This window comes from Martinezella sp. CNPSo 3964 (assembly GCF_057784375.1).
Genome location: NZ_JBXSOW010000002.1, coordinates 520006 through 534101 on the forward strand (window position 1 = coordinate 520006; position 14096 = coordinate 534101).

Below are 14096 nucleotides of genomic sequence, written 5' to 3' on the forward strand. Positions count from 1 at the left end.
TCAGACCTTCTTGCGGCGGGCGACAGTCTTATCCACGTCAGACGCAAAGGCAATGACATTCGCGCCATCGCGGCTTACTTCGTCCAAGGGTTGATCCAGCGCCTCTCCAGGCTGCCGCGTCTTCCAGGCAGGAAATGTCGCGACATTCGCCGCGCGTCGCTGCTCCTCGGCGCGACGCATCAGCAATTCGTAGAGTTCGGGCACAAGCCCGTCGCCATTCTGTGCGGCCAGTTTGTGCAGGCCGATCAGCATAAACCCCTCAGGGCCATTATCGATCATCTGGAAGCGTCTCGTTCTTTCATCGTCTGCAGTGCCCGTTCGAGGCTGGACTTGCTGCCATTGCGCAAGGGGATGAAGGCCTTGCCAAACTTCTTACAGCCCGTCTTCACGCGCAGGCAGGCATCATGGCTGATGCAATCGATCGGGCAGAAGACGCAGTCGACGGATGGCAGCACGGTGTCGATGCGGGATACCGCCTCGCGCAGGCCGCCGTCATGATGGATCAGTTCGGCACCAAAGTTGCTGGCGATCTGGCGCAAATGCGCCACCTGGCAATCACGGCCGCCTACATAGAGGAAGCTGCGTACATCGAGAGTGGATTTTCCGGAAACCTGCGCCGTCGTCTGCGCTTCACGGCTCTCGCGGCCAAAATCCTTCTTCCCCTTACGCGCCATACATCACCCGTTTGCTGGTTGCTCTTGCACGCTCGATTCCACCAAGCGTGACGCGACCTTAGTAAACATGAGTTTTATAGTAAAGTATAAAGTTGAGAGTTTTCATCATATTTTAAGGCAGGAGCCGCGACCGTTATCGCCCTCCGACCTGAACCGGCTGTGTGAATGTCCAAGTCGGCTTACCCCATTCGGAAGGCAACGACGGAAACGGCGCCGCGTTCCGCACTTGTTCAAGCACGGCTTGGTCCAAGCCAGAATCCCCCGAACTGCGCACTGCGGAAAGAGATCGAAGCTCGCCGTTCGAACCAATGGTCAAACGCACAACAAGCGTCAGGCCCTTCCCATACGTTGATGGTACTCGCTGCACGTAGCGTTTGATGCGAGCTTGAACCTTGCCGGTATAGTTTGCAATTGCCGCATCACCTGAGCCGGTCTTGCGAGCATTCAGCTGCGAATTGGTATCGGATTGAGCGGTCTCCGCACCGTCAACCGATCCCCTCTTTGAATCCTGCTCGTTCTCGCCGCGCGAACCCGACTTCATCTTCGCGATTTTCGGGACAGGCTTCTTGACGACCTTCGGCTTTTCCACAGGCTTCGGTCTTTCGACGGGCTTCACGACCTCGGGCTGCGTCTCTACGGGCTGTACTTCGACGACGTCATTCTGGACGGGCTGCACCGGTTCGGCGGGCTGGATCACCGTCGTCTCGGCCGGTGCCTGCGTCGCCAAGATTTGCGGCTGTTCCGGCGCGACTTCCGGCGGTTGGGTCTGCTCGACAGGCTGGACGGTTTCAGCGGCTTGCACCTGCTGCGTTTCCACCTCCTGCGGCTGGACAACATCGGGCTGAGGCGGCTGCGCCTGTTCAGGCGTCACCTCGGTAGGTTGAACCGTCTGCGGCTGTACGGCCTCGGCCGTCACTTGCTCCGGCTCCGTCTGTGGGTTTTCCTCACCCATCGCCATCTGATCCGCATCGGAATTGCCGATCATGATAACGCTGACAGTATCGCCCGCCTCCTCCTGCGCATCTTCAGGCGCCGCGACGAAGGCAAACAACAGCACTGTAACGATGGCGGCATGGAACAGGCATGAACCTATGCCGGAGAAAAGCAACGATGCCTTGCGTCCTGTCGAGGCCTCTCGCAACCTTTCAGGTTGCGCGTCCATAGGCAAATGCTCTGCCGTCTCAACCGGTGCGGCCTCGCTTGGATGATCTGGATAGGAGCTGATCTGCGTGAAACGGCTGTAATGCGCCACGGCTTCGGCAGCCGGCGGTCGCGGCACGCCTTCAAGACCGGCAAGTTCGTGGCCGGGCAGTACGCTCGGATAGTTGTCATTCAAGCCGCCGTTGGCGCGGCGCTCCATGGAAACCTTGGCCGAGCGCATTGCCATCGCATCAGCCCTCGAAAGGAACCGAAGTCTGCGAGCGGGTCGTCAATGCGGCCTTGCACTCACCCGCCGCCGGTCCGTCGCAGACCGGCGTGTCGTTGATGATGATGCGCGAGACCGTCTCGCACTTCACGCCCGGCATGTCGAATTGCCGCACCCGCTTCTTGCCGAGCGGCAGGTCACGGAAATCGAGAACGGTGACGCGATCGACGGCGTTCTTGTCATTGAAGAAAGCGAGCTCGAAGGAGATCTTGTTGATCGGCGTCGCCATGTCGTTTTCGGCAACGAAGGTCATCATGCAGCCCTTCTGCGAGGGAGCGAGCGCATTGAGCTCGACATTCAGCTTGTGAGAGGCTGTTGGCGCTGGAGTTGCCGACGCAGGAGCAGGCGCCGCATTCGTATCCTGGGAGAAGGCAGGGACGGAAGATGCCGCGGCGAATACACCCGCAGCAGCGAGCGCCAAGATGGTTTTCGTCAGCATCGACATCTCTCCTGAATATGTTTTGACGCGTGTCTGCTTGGCCAACGGCCCTGGCGTGTAGCGTCGAAATTTTTAAACTTGACTTTATAAGTCTCCTATTGCGTCTTTATGAAACCATGAGTATGAGAGTCAAGATAAATTTGGCCGGACAGCGGTTCGGCCCCCGATGAATTTTCAGGCAAAACTAAACAGGATGATTGCTGAGAAGACCCCTACGCCGCCGGAGCAATACGCGGCCGCACCGCAGGTAAGAATTGTCGACAGCACGGATATTTTCCGGGGCCAGACCGAAATCATGATCAAGCATGAAGGCGTCATCTACCGCATGAAGATTACGCGCCAAGGCAAGCTGATACTCAACAAATAGGCATGACAGATGACTAAGACGACTCGCCCGACCCCCGCCGAAATCCGCGCCTTCCGCGCCGATAACCCGAAGATGCGCGAGCGCGACATCGCTGCCCGCCTCGAGATTTCCGAAGCTGCCCTTGTCGCGGCTGAAGTCGGCATTACCGCCGTCCGCATCGATGCCAGCGTCGATCGCTTCCTGGAGCGGATCGCCTCGCTCGGCGAAATCATGGCTTTGTCGCGCAACGAAAGCGCCGTACACGAAAAGATCGGCGTCTACGAGAACATGAAGTTCGGCGCCCAGGCGGCGATCGTGCTTGGCGAAAATATCGACCTGCGCATCTTCCCGAAGCGCTGGGTACATGGCTTTGCCGTCACCAAGGCCGATGGTGATCAGAGGAGGCTGAGCCTGCAGTTCTTCGACAAGGCCGGCGATGCCGTCCACAAGGTGCATCTGCGCCCTGCCTCGAATGTCGAGGCCTATCACGCCATGGTCGCCGAGCTGCGCATCGAAGACCAGTCACAGGAATTCTCCGAGGATCGCTCGGGTTACGACAACGGCGCGACTGACGGTGACGTCAGCCGTGACGAACTGCGCGACCACTGGAACCGCATGACCGACACGCATGAATTCTTCGGCATGCTGAAGAAGCTGAAGATCGGCCGCCAGGACGCGATCCGCGCTGTCGGCGACGATTACGCGTGGAAGCTGGATGGCGGCGCGGTCGCCGAGATGATGCACGCTTGCGTGCGCGAAGGCCTGCCGATCATGTGCTTCGTTGCCAACGAGGGCACCGTGCAGATCCATTCCGGCCCGATCGTCAATGTGCAGACCATGGGTCCCTGGATCAACGTCATGGACCCGACTTTCCACCTGCACCTGCGTCAGGACCACATCGCCGAGGCATGGGTCGTGCGCAAGCCGACCAAGGACGGCCATGTCACCTCGCTCGAAGCCTATAACGCCAAGGGCGAGATGATCATCCAGTTCTTCGGCAAGCGGAAAGAAGGCTTCGATGAGCGCCCCGATTGGCGCGCCATCCTTGAAAGCCTGACGAGAGCCGGCGCCAGTGTCGCTGCATGAGAGATGGTCCATGACGATGTTTAAGAACCTCAAGCGCATCAGGCCGTGGGAAATCGCGCTGACCATAGTGGTGATGACTTTGCCGCTCGTGCCGGCCAATCCGATCGCCGGGCTCGGCAGCTTCGTGCGTCACGCACGCGCCGCCGAAACGACCAAGACGCCGGATACTTCGCGCCTCGTCTCCATCGGCGGCGATGTCACCGAAATCGTCTATGCGCTTGGCGAAGAAAAGCGGCTCATCGCCCGCGATTCCACCAGCCTTTATCCAAAGGAAGCGACCAAGCTTCCCGATGTCGGCTACATGCGCGCTTTGTCGCCGGAAGGCATCCTGGCCGTCAATCCGACTGCCATCATCGCCGTCGAAGGCTCCGGCCCGCCGGAAGCCTTGGCCGTGCTTCGCAATGCTAGCCTTCCTTTCGAAACCGTGCCGCAGCATTACGATCGCGACGGCATTCTGAAGAAGATCGACGTCGTCGGCGCGCTGCTCGGCGTGCCGGACAAGGCAAAGACACTGGAGGCCAAGGTCGCCGCCGATCTCGACGCCGCGATCAAAGATTCCGCCAAACGCCCGGAGGCCGAGCGCAAGCGCGTGCTTTTCGTGCTGAGCAACCAGAACGGCAAGATCATGGCTTCGGGCAGCGATACGGCTGCCGATGGCATCATCAAGCTGACAGGCGCCATCAATGCGATCAGCGGCTTCTCCGGCTACAAGTCGGTGACGGACGAGGCGATCATCGAAGCCAAGCCCGACGTCATCCTGATCATGGATCGCGAGGGGCCGCTGTCGATGTCGAACGAAGACCTGCTGAAGCAGCCGGCCATCTCACTGACGCCGGCCGCGAGCCACAAGGCAATCGTGCGTATGGACGGACTGCACCTGCTCGGCTTCGGACCGCGCACGGCCAGCGCCATTCGTGAGCTGAACGCAGCGATCTACGGGGGCTGACGTGGCATTCAACGATGCCATGGCGGGGCTGAAGCAGATGTCGCAAACCACGGCACGCCGTCGCCAAGGGGATCGCACCGCACTTGCGATCCTCGTCATCGCCGGCCTCGTCTTCGTCTCGACCGTTGCCTTTCTCTTCTCGATCACCACGGGCGCATCGAATGCTTCAGTCGTCGACGTGATCGCGGGCATGGTGAGCGGCAGCGCGGAAAGTACGCTCAGCATCCGCGATCGCATCGTCATTTTCGATATCCGTCTGCCCCGCGCCGTGCTCGGCTTCCTGATCGGCGGCGGGCTTGCGGTGTCGGGTGCGGTCATGCAGGGCCTCTTCCGCAATCCGCTCGCCGATCCCGGCCTGATCGGCGTTTCAGCAGGCGCCAGTCTCGGTGCAGTTGCGATGATCGTCCTCGGCGGCGGCGTGCTTGCCCCCGTCGCGCATCTCCTCGGCATCTTCGCTCTGCCCATCGCCGCCTTCATCGGCGGTCTGGCAACAACGATACTGCTTTACAAAGTCGCGACCCGGTACGGGCAAACATCCATCGCGACCATGCTACTGGCCGGTATTGCACTCGGCTCGCTCGCCCTTGCGGCGACGGGAATCCTCATCTACATGGCCGACGACCGGCAATTGCGCGACCTCACTTTCTGGAGCATGGGCTCACTGGCGGGCTCGACCTGGAGCAAGGTCACGGGCGCCGGCCCCATAATCATCCTTTCCCTCCTGCCCCTTCCCTTCATGGCCCGTGGGCTGAACGCCTTGACACTCGGTGAAGCAGCAGCCTTTCACATGGGGATATCAGTGCAGCGGCTGAAGAATATCGCCATCGTCAGCGTCGCCGCGGTGGTCGGCGCCTCCGTCGCCGTCAGCGGCGGCATCGGCTTCGTCGGCATCATCGTCCCGCATATCCTGCGCATGGTGATCGGCCCCGACCATCGCTTCCTCCTGCCTGCCTCGGCGCTGCTCGGCGGCTCGTTGCTGGTCGTAGCCGACGTGGTCGCCCGCACCATCGTTTCTCCGGCCGAACTGCCGATCGGCATTCTGACCGCCGGCGTCGGCGGTCCCTTCTTCCTGTGGATGTTGCTGCGGCAGCGCTCGCGCCTCAGCCTGTGAGCCTGGAATGATCGATGTCTCCAATCTGAGTGTGCGGCTTGCCGGCAAGCCGGTCGTAGAGGATGTCTCCTTCACAGCCGAGGCCGGCACGCTGACGGCAATCTGCGGGCCGAACGGCTCCGGCAAGACCACCACGATGAAAGCCATCTCCGGCGAGCTTGCCTATAACGGCGCCGTCCACATGAACGGTGCTGAAATCAAGGCCTTGGAGCCATGGCAGCTTGCCGAAATGCGCGGTGTCCTGCCGCAGGCAAGCTCGATATCCTTCCCCTTTACCGTCCGCGAGATCGTCCGCATGGGCCTGACGAGCGGGCGCAACCGTCATCCGGAGGAGGCTGACCGCACCGCGACTGAGGCACTTGCCGTCGTCGATCTGGGCGGCTTCGAGGGCCGTCTCTACCAGGAGCTCTCCGGTGGCGAACAGCAGCGCGTCCAGCTCGCGCGTGTGCTTTGCCAGATTTCCGAACCTGTCATCGACGGCAAGCCCTGCTGGCTGCTTCTCGACGAGCCGGTCTCCAGCCTCGATATCAGCCACCAGCTCACCATCATGACGCTTGCCCGGCAATTCTGCCGGCGCGGCGGCGGCGTCATCGCCGTCATGCACGATCTCAACCTGACCGCGCTTTTCGCCGACCGGATGGTGTTGCTCAAGAACGGCCGATTGCAGGCAAAGGGTCCGGTCGGGGACGTACTGACGGACCGGCATCTTCAGGACGTTTTCGGCTGCAATCTGCGTGTCAACCGCGTTCCCGCCGACGGCTCCCCCTTCGTCCTCGCCCATAGCGCGCTGATCGACTGATCGTCCCTTGCCCCGCACGTCTCGGAACTTTTTGTTGCATCCGCGCGTTGAGATCAAGTGATCGAAATCAATGTTTCGAACGCAGGATAGCTTAGTGTGCCGGATCGTTTCCGGCGAATGCGGGTAACAGGCGCCGTTGGCGCCCAAGCAAAGCGAAAGGGAGCTGAACATGGCTACATCCATTCTCCATTCGGGGCGCGGCAAGCGCAATGGCAGCAGCCTGCAGGATGTCGAAGCAAGTATCGAGGATCAGATCGCATCGCTGCGCGAAGAAGTTGCAGCCTTCGCCAAGCTGATCGGCGAGAACGGCGCCAAGCAAGGCAAGAAATGGCGTGCAAGCGCCGAGTCCGGTTTTGATGACCTGACGGTTCGAGGCGAGGAACTCCTGCACGATCTGCAGCGCGGTTATGCAAGGGGGTCGCGCGAAGTGCGCAGAACAGTGCGCCAGCATCCCGTCGCCACTATTGGAGCGGCAGCTGCGTTCGGACTTGCCGTCGCTCTGCTTCTGTCTCGCCGCTAGGGTGGCGGAATGATCGCTCCGATCCTCGGCCTGCTTCTGTCAGGCACATTCAACCGTACCGTTGCGCGGACCAAGCGCAACGGTATTTTCATTGCCATTGCCGTTCTCCTTCTTTTGACGGCCTATGCCTTCGCCCTGATTGCAGCAGCCATCTGGCTTGCGACAATCTACGGCGCTGCGGTTTCGGCCCTGCTGATTGCAGCAGGCGCCTTACTGCTCGGGCTGATCGTGCTTGTCATCATGGCCATCATGAACCAGCAGGAGAAACGGCGAGCCCGCGAGCGTCGGCTGGCTATGGAGTCCGCGGCAGCAGCAGTTCTAGGCCTGGTCCGCAAACAGCCGCTGATGACTGCGGCCATTGCCGCCGCGCTCATCTTCGGCAACCTGTTCGGATCGAGCGACGAAGACGATTGAGCCGGCTGCTCGCAGGGCACGGAGGTGCCGGGCAAGGACCGAATGGCCCCGTTGCGCCAAGCCGCGAACGAAAGAAGAGAAGTTGTCCGGAGTATCAAATGAAAAAGCCCGGTCGAAAGACCGGGCTTTTTTTGTCAGAAGGCAAATGCCTTGGAGGTCAGTGGTGCCGAGGTGGCATCCGGGCCGAAGTCCGCCTCGCCGGAAATATCCAGCAATTCCTGGAGACGCTGGCGCGCACGGTTAACGCGGCTCTTGATGGTGCCGACTGCGCAGCCGCAAATCTCGGCGGCTTCTTCATAGGAAAAGCCGGAAGCGCCCACCAGGATGATGGCTTCGCGCTGATCCGGCGGTAACTGGTCCAGTGCCTTGCGAAAGTCCTGCAGGTCGACGGCGCCATATTGCGAGGGATGCGTCGCCATCGATTCGGTGAATACGCCGTCGCTGTCCTGCACCTCACGGCCGCTCTTGCGCATCTGGCTGTAGAGCTCGTTGCGCAGGATGGTGAAGAGCCAGGCCTTCATGTTGGTGCCCATCTCGAAATGGTCCTGCTTCGCCCAGGCCTTCATGATCGTGTCCTGGACGAGATCGTCGGCCCGATCGTGGCGACCGGTCAGAGAAATGGCGAAGGCTCTGAGGCTCGGCAGGGCGGCGAGAAGTTCGCGCTTGAAGCTCGTTTGCGTTTCCATGGCGCCCACCTCCTATTCGGAGACCTTTGCGGAAGCCAAGCGTTCGGCATGATCGAGCTTCTCCAAAAGATCCAGGAAGCGATCAGGAATGGCTTCGTCCTGCATGGCAGCATAGAACGAACGCAGCCGGTTGCCGATCTGATTATTGGGATCGAGGATATCCATCGCACGCAGGTCCGATGCCTTCTTGTCTGCGTCCTCGTGATTCTGGATGGTCATTTAGCCTGCTCGCTTCTCAATTGTCTCGCGTTCATGAATAAGGCGCGCCCTTGCCTCCCCGCCCGGGAGCAGTTGACCTCACTCAAAACAGTTGCCTAACGAATCGTAAAGGTTGAGGTCCACCGATTGTAAGCATTGTAATGCGACTGCCTAAAAAAAGTTCCGACAAAGAGGAACTTTTTTACTCAACTGACGTTTGTTAGTCATTGCGGCCTCTGGGCTGTATTTAATGAGAATTTGATAAAGGCGGGAGCCATTGATGACACTTTCCACACGCATTGCGCCGCATCTTCCATATTTGCGGCGTTATTCACGTGCTTTGACCGGAACGCAGACGTCGGGGGACGCCTATGTTGCTGCGGTTTTGGAAGCCATCATTGCTGACATCTCCATCTTTCCGGACACGGACAGCGACCGTGTCGCCCTCTATAAACTGTTCACAAAGCTGTTCGGTTCCGTGACACTTCAGATTCCCGAGCCAGCCTCTCCTTTCGCCTGGGAACAGCGGGCATCCGTAAACCTTTCCAAGGTCTCGCCACTTGCGCGCCAGGCCTTCCTGCTTGCATCGGTCGAAAGTTTCCGCCTCGGCGAGATCGCCGATATCCTCGACGTTTCGGAAAGCGACGCCATGCACCTGCTCGATACCGCCTCCCAGGAAATCTCGCGCCAGGTGGCAACGGATATCATGATCATCGAGGACGAGCCGCTGATCGCAATGGATATCGAGCAGATGGTGGAAAGCCTCGGCCATCGCGTTACCGGTATCGCGCGGACGCATGCCGAAGCGGTCGCGCTCTACAATGCGACAAAGCCGAGCATGGTGCTTGCCGACATTCAGCTTGCAGATGGCAGCTCGGGCATCGATGCCGTCAACGACATCCTCAAGACGGCGAGCATCCCGGTGATCTTCATCACCGCCTTCCCGGAGCGGCTTTTGACCGGCGAGCGGCCGGAGCCGACCTTCCTCGTGACCAAGCCTTTCAATCCAGACATGGTGAAGGCGCTCATCAGCCAGGCGCTCTTCTTTAACGAAACCACAAAGGTGGCCGCCTGATCCAAGTGAAAACCCTCCGGCGGAACAAAGACCATAACCGGGCGTTTGTGTTCGAAACGGCCGGTTTACCGACTGTTATCCGCGGCGATTCTATAGGTCGGTTCAAGTTGTTACGAGTGAGAATGCCCTATCGGCGGGGTTCTCGAATTGCGTGTGAAAGGCAAGCCGGTGAATACGTCTGAACCATTACCCGGCGCGCCTTTGAGTTTGGAAGGCAAAGCCGCTCTGATGGAGCGGGCGCTTGCGAGCGCCAATGTGTCCATCCTGTTCCAGGATGTAAATCTGTCGATCCGTTATGCCGACAATCTGCCGGACCATCTGCAGTCGTCTGTCATCATAGGCGGCAATGACTCGCATCTCTTTGGAGAAAAGGATGGCGAGCACCTTTTGCGTTTGAAGCGGGGCGTGCTTGAAAGCGGCAAGCCAGCCACCGCCGAGGTTGAGATCGCCAGTGGCGACGGCGCACGCGTCTACGAGCTGAAAATGGAACGGATCGGCGGGCGCAAGCCGCAGGGCGTGCTGTCTGTCATCTCCGAAATTACCGAGAGCCGCCACCGCGAAAAAGTGCTGAAGTCGCTGCTGCGCGAACTGTCGCATCGCTCCAAGAACCTGCTCGCCATCATTCAGGGTATCGCCACGCAGACCGCCCGCCACACACTTTCCGTCGACAATTTCCTCATCAAATTCCGCGGCCGCCTGCAATCCCTGTCGAATTCGCAGGATCTCATCACTGATTCCAGCTGGCGCGGCGCATATTTGTTCGAACTCGCGGAAAAGCAGTTTGCCCCCTATTGGCCCGATGCCGGCGTGCCCATGCCGATCTATGGCATCAATGCCCATCTGACGCCCAATGCCGCCGTGCATCTGGGGCTTGCCTTGCATGAACTCATCGTCAATTCCGCGTCGCATGGCGCCATCTCGACGGGCGCCACGAGCATCACGCTGAATTGCAAGGAAGCCGAGCTCGACGGCAAGAAGGCGATTGAGGTCGCCTGGTCTGAGCGTTTCTATGCGCCCACGGATCATGAATTCGAGGACAATAGCTTCAGCCGCACGGTGCTCGAGCGCGTCGTGCCGACCTCCATGAACGGTCGCGCCGACTTCGCCATTGACGACGGCAGCATCGGCTATCGGCTCACCATTCCCGAAACTGAATATGAAATCCTGAGACGCCGTTAAGGCGGACGGCAGGGCCAAAATAAAACAGCCAGTGCGAGGGCGGCGCACTGGCTGCTTTGCACTCATCGGGAGGGGACCGTGAGTAGAGTCCTGAGACGTATTGGGCGTGCATCAGGAGATGCGATCATCATCAGGACACCGGCATAACGATGCTGCAGAGCCTTGGTTCCACGCAGAGCTAAAAAAATTCATCAGCTTTTCACATTTCAGCGCGGCCGCAGGCATGACTGCTCTCGAATCACTGGCGGGCGCTCGCGACCATCCCGAGGCCTAAAGCTCGTAAAGCGCCTTCTCCATGGGAGATGAAAATCAATTTAAATCATAATGTTAGAACGCAAGACCCAGTGATCGAAAATGTTCTCATTCCCGAGCAAGAATGCCTATTGCGGCACGCTTTGCGATCAAAATTTTACCGTTTGATAAATTTTTTAAGCTGAGTTACCGTTCCAGTACTAGCCGTTTACTATAAGAGGGAACTTCAATGGGACGACTGGAAACTGGGATTCATAAAGGCAGGCTCACGCCCGCCGAATATGATGCAAACTTTTCCGATCTTCATCCGCGCCTCAACAAGCATGAGGCGCTGGTCGCATCCGACCGCTGTTATTTCTGCTACGACGCGCCGTGCATGACGGCCTGTCCCACCTCCATCGACATTCCGATGTTCATCCGCCAGATCTCGACGGGTAATCCCATCGGCTCGGCCAAGACGATCTTCGATCAGAACATCCTCGGCGGCATGTGCGCCCGCGTCTGTCCCACCGAACAGCTCTGCGAGCAGGCTTGCGTGCGCAACACTGCCGAAGAGCGCCCGGTCGAGATCGGCCGGCTGCAGCGCTATGCGACCGATGTCGCCATGGCCGAAAACAAGCAGTTCTATTCGCGCGCCGCTTCCACCGGCAAGAAGATCGCCGTCATCGGCGCCGGCCCGGCCGGTCTTGCCTGCGCCCATCGTCTCGCCGTCAACGGCCATGACGTCACCATCTTCGACGCCCGCGAAAAGGCCGGCGGCCTGAACGAATACGGTATCGCCACTTACAAGGCAGTCGACGATTTCGCCCAGAAGGAAGTCGATTACGTACTCGCCATCGGCGGCATCGAGGTGAAGAACGGCCAGGCGCTCGGCCGAGATTTCAGCCTTTCCGACCTTTCCCAGCAATATGATGCGGTCTTCCTCGGCCTCGGTCTTGCCGGCGTCAACGCGCTGCGCGCCGAAGGCGAAGACCTCGATGGCGTTGCCGATGCCGTCGCCTATATCGCCGAGCTTCGCCAGGCCGGCAGCAAGGCCGATATAGCCATCGGCCGCCGCGTCGTCGTCCTCGGCGGCGGCATGACCGCGATCGACGCGGCCGTGCAGGCCAAGCTGCTTGGCGCCGAAGAAGTGACGATCTGCTATCGCCGCGGCAAAGAGCATATGAACGCCTCCGAGTTCGAGCAGGACTTGGCCACCTCCAAGGGCGTCATCATCCGCCATTGGCTGGCTCCGAAGCGTATCGTCGACAAGGACGGCAAGGTCGCCGGCATCGAAGTCGAATATACCGAACTGCGCGACGGCAAGCTCATCGCCACCGGCGATGTCGGCATCATTGCCGCCGATCAGATCTTCAAGGCGATCGGCCAGACGTTCGAAGCTTCGGGCCTCGGCGCATTGCGCATGGAATCCGGCCGCATCGCCATCGATGGCGAAGGCCGGACCTCGATCGAAGGCGTATGGGCCGGCGGCGACTGCGTGCTTGGCGGCGATGACCTGACGGTCTCGGCCGTGGCACAGGGTCGCGACGCGGCCGAATCCATCAACCGTGCGCTCGCTGCCGTGAAGTCGGCCGCTGCCGTCGCCTGAAGGGAGAACCGACATGGCAGATCTCCGCAATAATTTCGTTGGCATCAAGTCCCCGAACCCGTTCTGGCTGGCTTCCGCGCCGCCGACCGACAAGGCCTACAATGTCGAGCGCGCCTTCAAGGCGGGCTGGGGCGGCGTGGTCTGGAAGACGCTCGGCGAGGAAGGACCGCCTGTTGTCAACGTCAACGGCCCGCGCTACGGCGCGATCTGGGGCGCCGACCGCCGCCTGCTCGGCCTCAACAACATCGAGCTGATCACCGACCGCGACCTCTACACCAACCTGCGCGAAATGAAGCAGGTGAAGATGAACTGGCCGGACCGAGCGCTGATCGCCTCGATCATGGTGCCCTGTGAGGAACAGGCCTGGAAGGCAATCCTGCCGCTGGTCGAAGAGACCGGCGCCGACGGCATCGAACTCAATTTCGGCTGTCCGCACGGCATGTCCGAGCGCGGCATGGGTTCCGCGGTCGGACAGGTGCCCGAATATATCGAAATGGTCGTGCGCTGGTGCAAGCAGTACACGCGCATGCCCGTCATCACCAAGCTGACGCCGAATATCACCGATATCCGCAAGCCCGCCCGCGCCGCCAAGGCCGGTGGCACGGACGCGGTATCGCTGATCAACACGATCAACTCCATCGTGTCTGTCGACCTCGACAGCTTCGCCCCGAACCCGACCGTCGGCGGCAAGGGCAGCCATGGCGGCTACTGCGGCCCGGCGGTCAAGCCGATCGCGCTTAACATGGTGGCCGAGATCGCCCGCGATCCCGAAACCTACGGCCTGCCGATCTCAGGCATCGGCGGCATCACCACCTGGCGCGATGCGGCGGAATTCCTGGTGCTCGGCGCTGGCAACGTGCAGGTCTGCACGGCAGCAATGACCTACGGCTTCAAGATCGTCGAAGAGATGATTACGGGCCTTTCCGACTGGATGGACGAGAAGGGTCACCGCAGCCTGGACGACATCACCGGCCGCGCCGTGCCGAACGTCTCCGACTGGCAGTATCTCAACCTCAACTACATCGCCAAGGCGAAGATCGACCAGGATGCCTGCATCAAGTGCGGCCGCTGTCACATCGCCTGCGAGGACACCTCGCACCAGGCGATCACCAATTTCGTCGATGGCGTCAGGCGCTTCGAGGTGATTGAAGAGGAATGCGTTGGCTGCAATCTCTGCGTCAACGTCTGTCCCGTCGAGAACTGCATCACCATGGAAGAACTGCCGGCAGGTTCGCTCGACAAGCGCACCGGCAAGGTCGTCGACCCGAACTACGCCAACTGGACGACCCATCCGAACAATCCGATGGCGCGGCAGGCTGCGGAGTAACAGCGCGGATATGAAAAGCAAATCCGCCCG

Annotated in this window: 17 protein-coding genes; 11 read left to right on the plus strand and 6 right to left on the minus strand. The window is 60.2% G+C overall.

The genetic code is table 11. The annotated features are described in order from the left end of the window. The 4 genes from AC13Q5_RS09130 to AC13Q5_RS09145 form a co-directional block, all read right to left on the minus strand. On the minus strand, window positions 1-279 hold the full coding sequence (locus AC13Q5_RS09130) for a hypothetical protein (RefSeq protein WP_488501479.1): 279 nt from the start codon (window positions 277-279) through the stop codon (window positions 1-3). Further along, window positions 276-674, minus strand: a complete 399-nt coding sequence (locus tag AC13Q5_RS09135) for a DUF2325 domain-containing protein (RefSeq protein ID WP_075851337.1) — start codon at window positions 672-674, stop codon at window positions 276-278. The genes AC13Q5_RS09130 and AC13Q5_RS09135 overlap by 4 nt, the downstream gene beginning before the upstream one ends. 133 nt (window positions 675-807) lie before the next feature. Further along, window positions 808-2061: a cell envelope integrity protein TolA gene (gene tolA / locus AC13Q5_RS09140; protein WP_488501480.1), complete on the minus strand. Its 1254-nt coding sequence runs from the start codon at window positions 2059-2061 to the stop codon at window positions 808-810. 4 nt (window positions 2062-2065) lie between these two features. After that, on the minus strand, window positions 2066-2539 hold the full coding sequence (locus AC13Q5_RS09145; protein WP_488501481.1) for a hypothetical protein: 474 nt from the start codon (window positions 2537-2539) through the stop codon (window positions 2066-2068). 166 nt (window positions 2540-2705) lie between these two features. Here AC13Q5_RS09145 and hemP point away from each other — a divergent pair, with 166 nt between their 5' ends. The 7 genes from hemP (at window position 2706) to AC13Q5_RS09180 (ending at window position 7761) form a co-directional block, all read left to right on the plus strand. Continuing rightward, window positions 2706-2906 (plus strand): hemin uptake protein HemP, encoded by a 201-nt coding sequence (hemP, locus tag AC13Q5_RS09150; RefSeq protein WP_425298642.1) that lies wholly within the window; start codon window positions 2706-2708, stop codon window positions 2904-2906. Between the two features lie 9 nt (window positions 2907-2915). Further along, a complete protein-coding gene (locus AC13Q5_RS09155; RefSeq protein WP_488501482.1) occupies window positions 2916-3971 on the plus strand; it encodes a hemin-degrading factor in 1056 nt (351 codons plus the stop codon). Between the two features lie 10 nt (window positions 3972-3981). Next, a complete protein-coding gene (locus tag AC13Q5_RS09160) occupies window positions 3982-4917 on the plus strand; it encodes a heme/hemin ABC transporter substrate-binding protein (RefSeq protein ID WP_488501483.1) in 936 nt (311 codons plus the stop codon). A 19-nt stretch (window positions 4918-4936) separates the two neighbouring features. Then, window positions 4937-6028, plus strand: a complete 1092-nt coding sequence (locus AC13Q5_RS09165) for a FecCD family ABC transporter permease (RefSeq protein WP_488501630.1) — start codon at window positions 4937-4939, stop codon at window positions 6026-6028. A 7-nt stretch (window positions 6029-6035) separates the two neighbouring features. Continuing rightward, on the plus strand, window positions 6036-6827 hold the full coding sequence (locus tag AC13Q5_RS09170; RefSeq protein ID WP_075851343.1) for a heme ABC transporter ATP-binding protein: 792 nt from the start codon (window positions 6036-6038) through the stop codon (window positions 6825-6827). A gap of 169 nt (window positions 6828-6996) precedes the next feature. Further along, window positions 6997-7347: a glycine zipper domain-containing protein gene (locus AC13Q5_RS09175; RefSeq protein ID WP_075851345.1), complete on the plus strand. Its 351-nt coding sequence runs from the start codon at window positions 6997-6999 to the stop codon at window positions 7345-7347. 9 nt (window positions 7348-7356) lie between these two features. Further along, window positions 7357-7761 carry a hypothetical protein gene (locus AC13Q5_RS09180; RefSeq protein ID WP_075851346.1) on the plus strand — a complete coding sequence of 135 codons (405 nt, stop codon included), beginning with the start codon at window positions 7357-7359 and terminating at the stop codon, window positions 7759-7761. 134 nt (window positions 7762-7895) lie between these two features. On the opposite strand, the gene AC13Q5_RS09185 is transcribed toward AC13Q5_RS09180, so the two are convergent. Together AC13Q5_RS09185 and AC13Q5_RS09190 are read right to left on the minus strand one after the other, a co-directional pair. Next, window positions 7896-8447 carry an RNA polymerase sigma factor gene (locus AC13Q5_RS09185; RefSeq protein ID WP_004107036.1) on the minus strand — a complete coding sequence of 184 codons (552 nt, stop codon included), beginning with the start codon at window positions 8445-8447 and terminating at the stop codon, window positions 7896-7898. A 12-nt stretch (window positions 8448-8459) separates the two neighbouring features. Next, window positions 8460-8666 carry a NepR family anti-sigma factor gene (locus tag AC13Q5_RS09190; RefSeq protein ID WP_075851348.1) on the minus strand — a complete coding sequence of 69 codons (207 nt, stop codon included), beginning with the start codon at window positions 8664-8666 and terminating at the stop codon, window positions 8460-8462. A 259-nt stretch (window positions 8667-8925) separates the two neighbouring features. On the opposite strand from AC13Q5_RS09190, the gene AC13Q5_RS09195 reads away from it, so the two are divergent. The 4 genes from AC13Q5_RS09195 (at window position 8926) to preA (ending at window position 14066) form a co-directional block, all read left to right on the plus strand. After that, entirely contained in the window at window positions 8926-9720 is a 795-nt protein-coding gene (locus tag AC13Q5_RS09195; RefSeq protein WP_069611680.1) for a response regulator, read from the plus strand. A 228-nt stretch (window positions 9721-9948) separates the two neighbouring features. Continuing rightward, complete coding sequence (locus AC13Q5_RS09200; RefSeq protein ID WP_488501631.1) at window positions 9949-10899, plus strand: sensor histidine kinase; 951 nt, start codon at window positions 9949-9951, stop codon at window positions 10897-10899. Window positions 10900-11380: 481 nt separating this feature from the next. Then, complete coding sequence (locus AC13Q5_RS09205) at window positions 11381-12739, plus strand: NAD(P)-dependent oxidoreductase (protein WP_488501484.1); 1359 nt, start codon at window positions 11381-11383, stop codon at window positions 12737-12739. Between the two features lie 13 nt (window positions 12740-12752). Continuing rightward, window positions 12753-14066, plus strand: a complete 1314-nt coding sequence (preA, locus tag AC13Q5_RS09210) for an NAD-dependent dihydropyrimidine dehydrogenase subunit PreA (RefSeq protein ID WP_488501485.1) — start codon at window positions 12753-12755, stop codon at window positions 14064-14066. Window positions 14067-14096 lie beyond the last annotated feature (30 nt).

Coding starts and splice junctions, on each gene's coding strand:
- preA (WP_488501485.1), top strand. CDS start 12,753: ATGGCAGATCTCCGCAATAATTTCGTTGGCATCAAGTCCCCGAACCCG.
- AC13Q5_RS09165 (WP_488501630.1), top strand. CDS start 4,937: ATGGCGGGGCTGAAGCAGATGTCGCAAACCACGGCACGCCGTCGCCAA.
- AC13Q5_RS09135 (WP_075851337.1), bottom strand. CDS start 674: ATGGCGCGTAAGGGGAAGAAGGATTTTGGCCGCGAGAGCCGTGAAGCG.
- AC13Q5_RS09170 (WP_075851343.1), top strand. CDS start 6,036: ATGATCGATGTCTCCAATCTGAGTGTGCGGCTTGCCGGCAAGCCGGTC.
- tolA (WP_488501480.1), bottom strand. CDS start 2,061: ATGGCAATGCGCTCGGCCAAGGTTTCCATGGAGCGCCGCGCCAACGGC.
- AC13Q5_RS09180 (WP_075851346.1), top strand. CDS start 7,357: ATGATCGCTCCGATCCTCGGCCTGCTTCTGTCAGGCACATTCAACCGT.
- AC13Q5_RS09200 (WP_488501631.1), top strand. CDS start 9,949: ATGGAGCGGGCGCTTGCGAGCGCCAATGTGTCCATCCTGTTCCAGGAT.
- AC13Q5_RS09185 (WP_004107036.1), bottom strand. CDS start 8,447: ATGGAAACGCAAACGAGCTTCAAGCGCGAACTTCTCGCCGCCCTGCCG.
- AC13Q5_RS09190 (WP_075851348.1), bottom strand. CDS start 8,666: ATGACCATCCAGAATCACGAGGACGCAGACAAGAAGGCATCGGACCTG.
- hemP (WP_425298642.1), top strand. CDS start 2,706: ATGAATTTTCAGGCAAAACTAAACAGGATGATTGCTGAGAAGACCCCT.
- AC13Q5_RS09195 (WP_069611680.1), top strand. CDS start 8,926: ATGACACTTTCCACACGCATTGCGCCGCATCTTCCATATTTGCGGCGT.
- AC13Q5_RS09130 (WP_488501479.1), bottom strand. CDS start 279: ATGATCGATAATGGCCCTGAGGGGTTTATGCTGATCGGCCTGCACAAA.
- AC13Q5_RS09145 (WP_488501481.1), bottom strand. CDS start 2,539: ATGCTGACGAAAACCATCTTGGCGCTCGCTGCTGCGGGTGTATTCGCC.
- AC13Q5_RS09175 (WP_075851345.1), top strand. CDS start 6,997: ATGGCTACATCCATTCTCCATTCGGGGCGCGGCAAGCGCAATGGCAGC.
- AC13Q5_RS09155 (WP_488501482.1), top strand. CDS start 2,916: ATGACTAAGACGACTCGCCCGACCCCCGCCGAAATCCGCGCCTTCCGC.
- AC13Q5_RS09205 (WP_488501484.1), top strand. CDS start 11,381: ATGGGACGACTGGAAACTGGGATTCATAAAGGCAGGCTCACGCCCGCC.
- AC13Q5_RS09160 (WP_488501483.1), top strand. CDS start 3,982: ATGACGATGTTTAAGAACCTCAAGCGCATCAGGCCGTGGGAAATCGCG.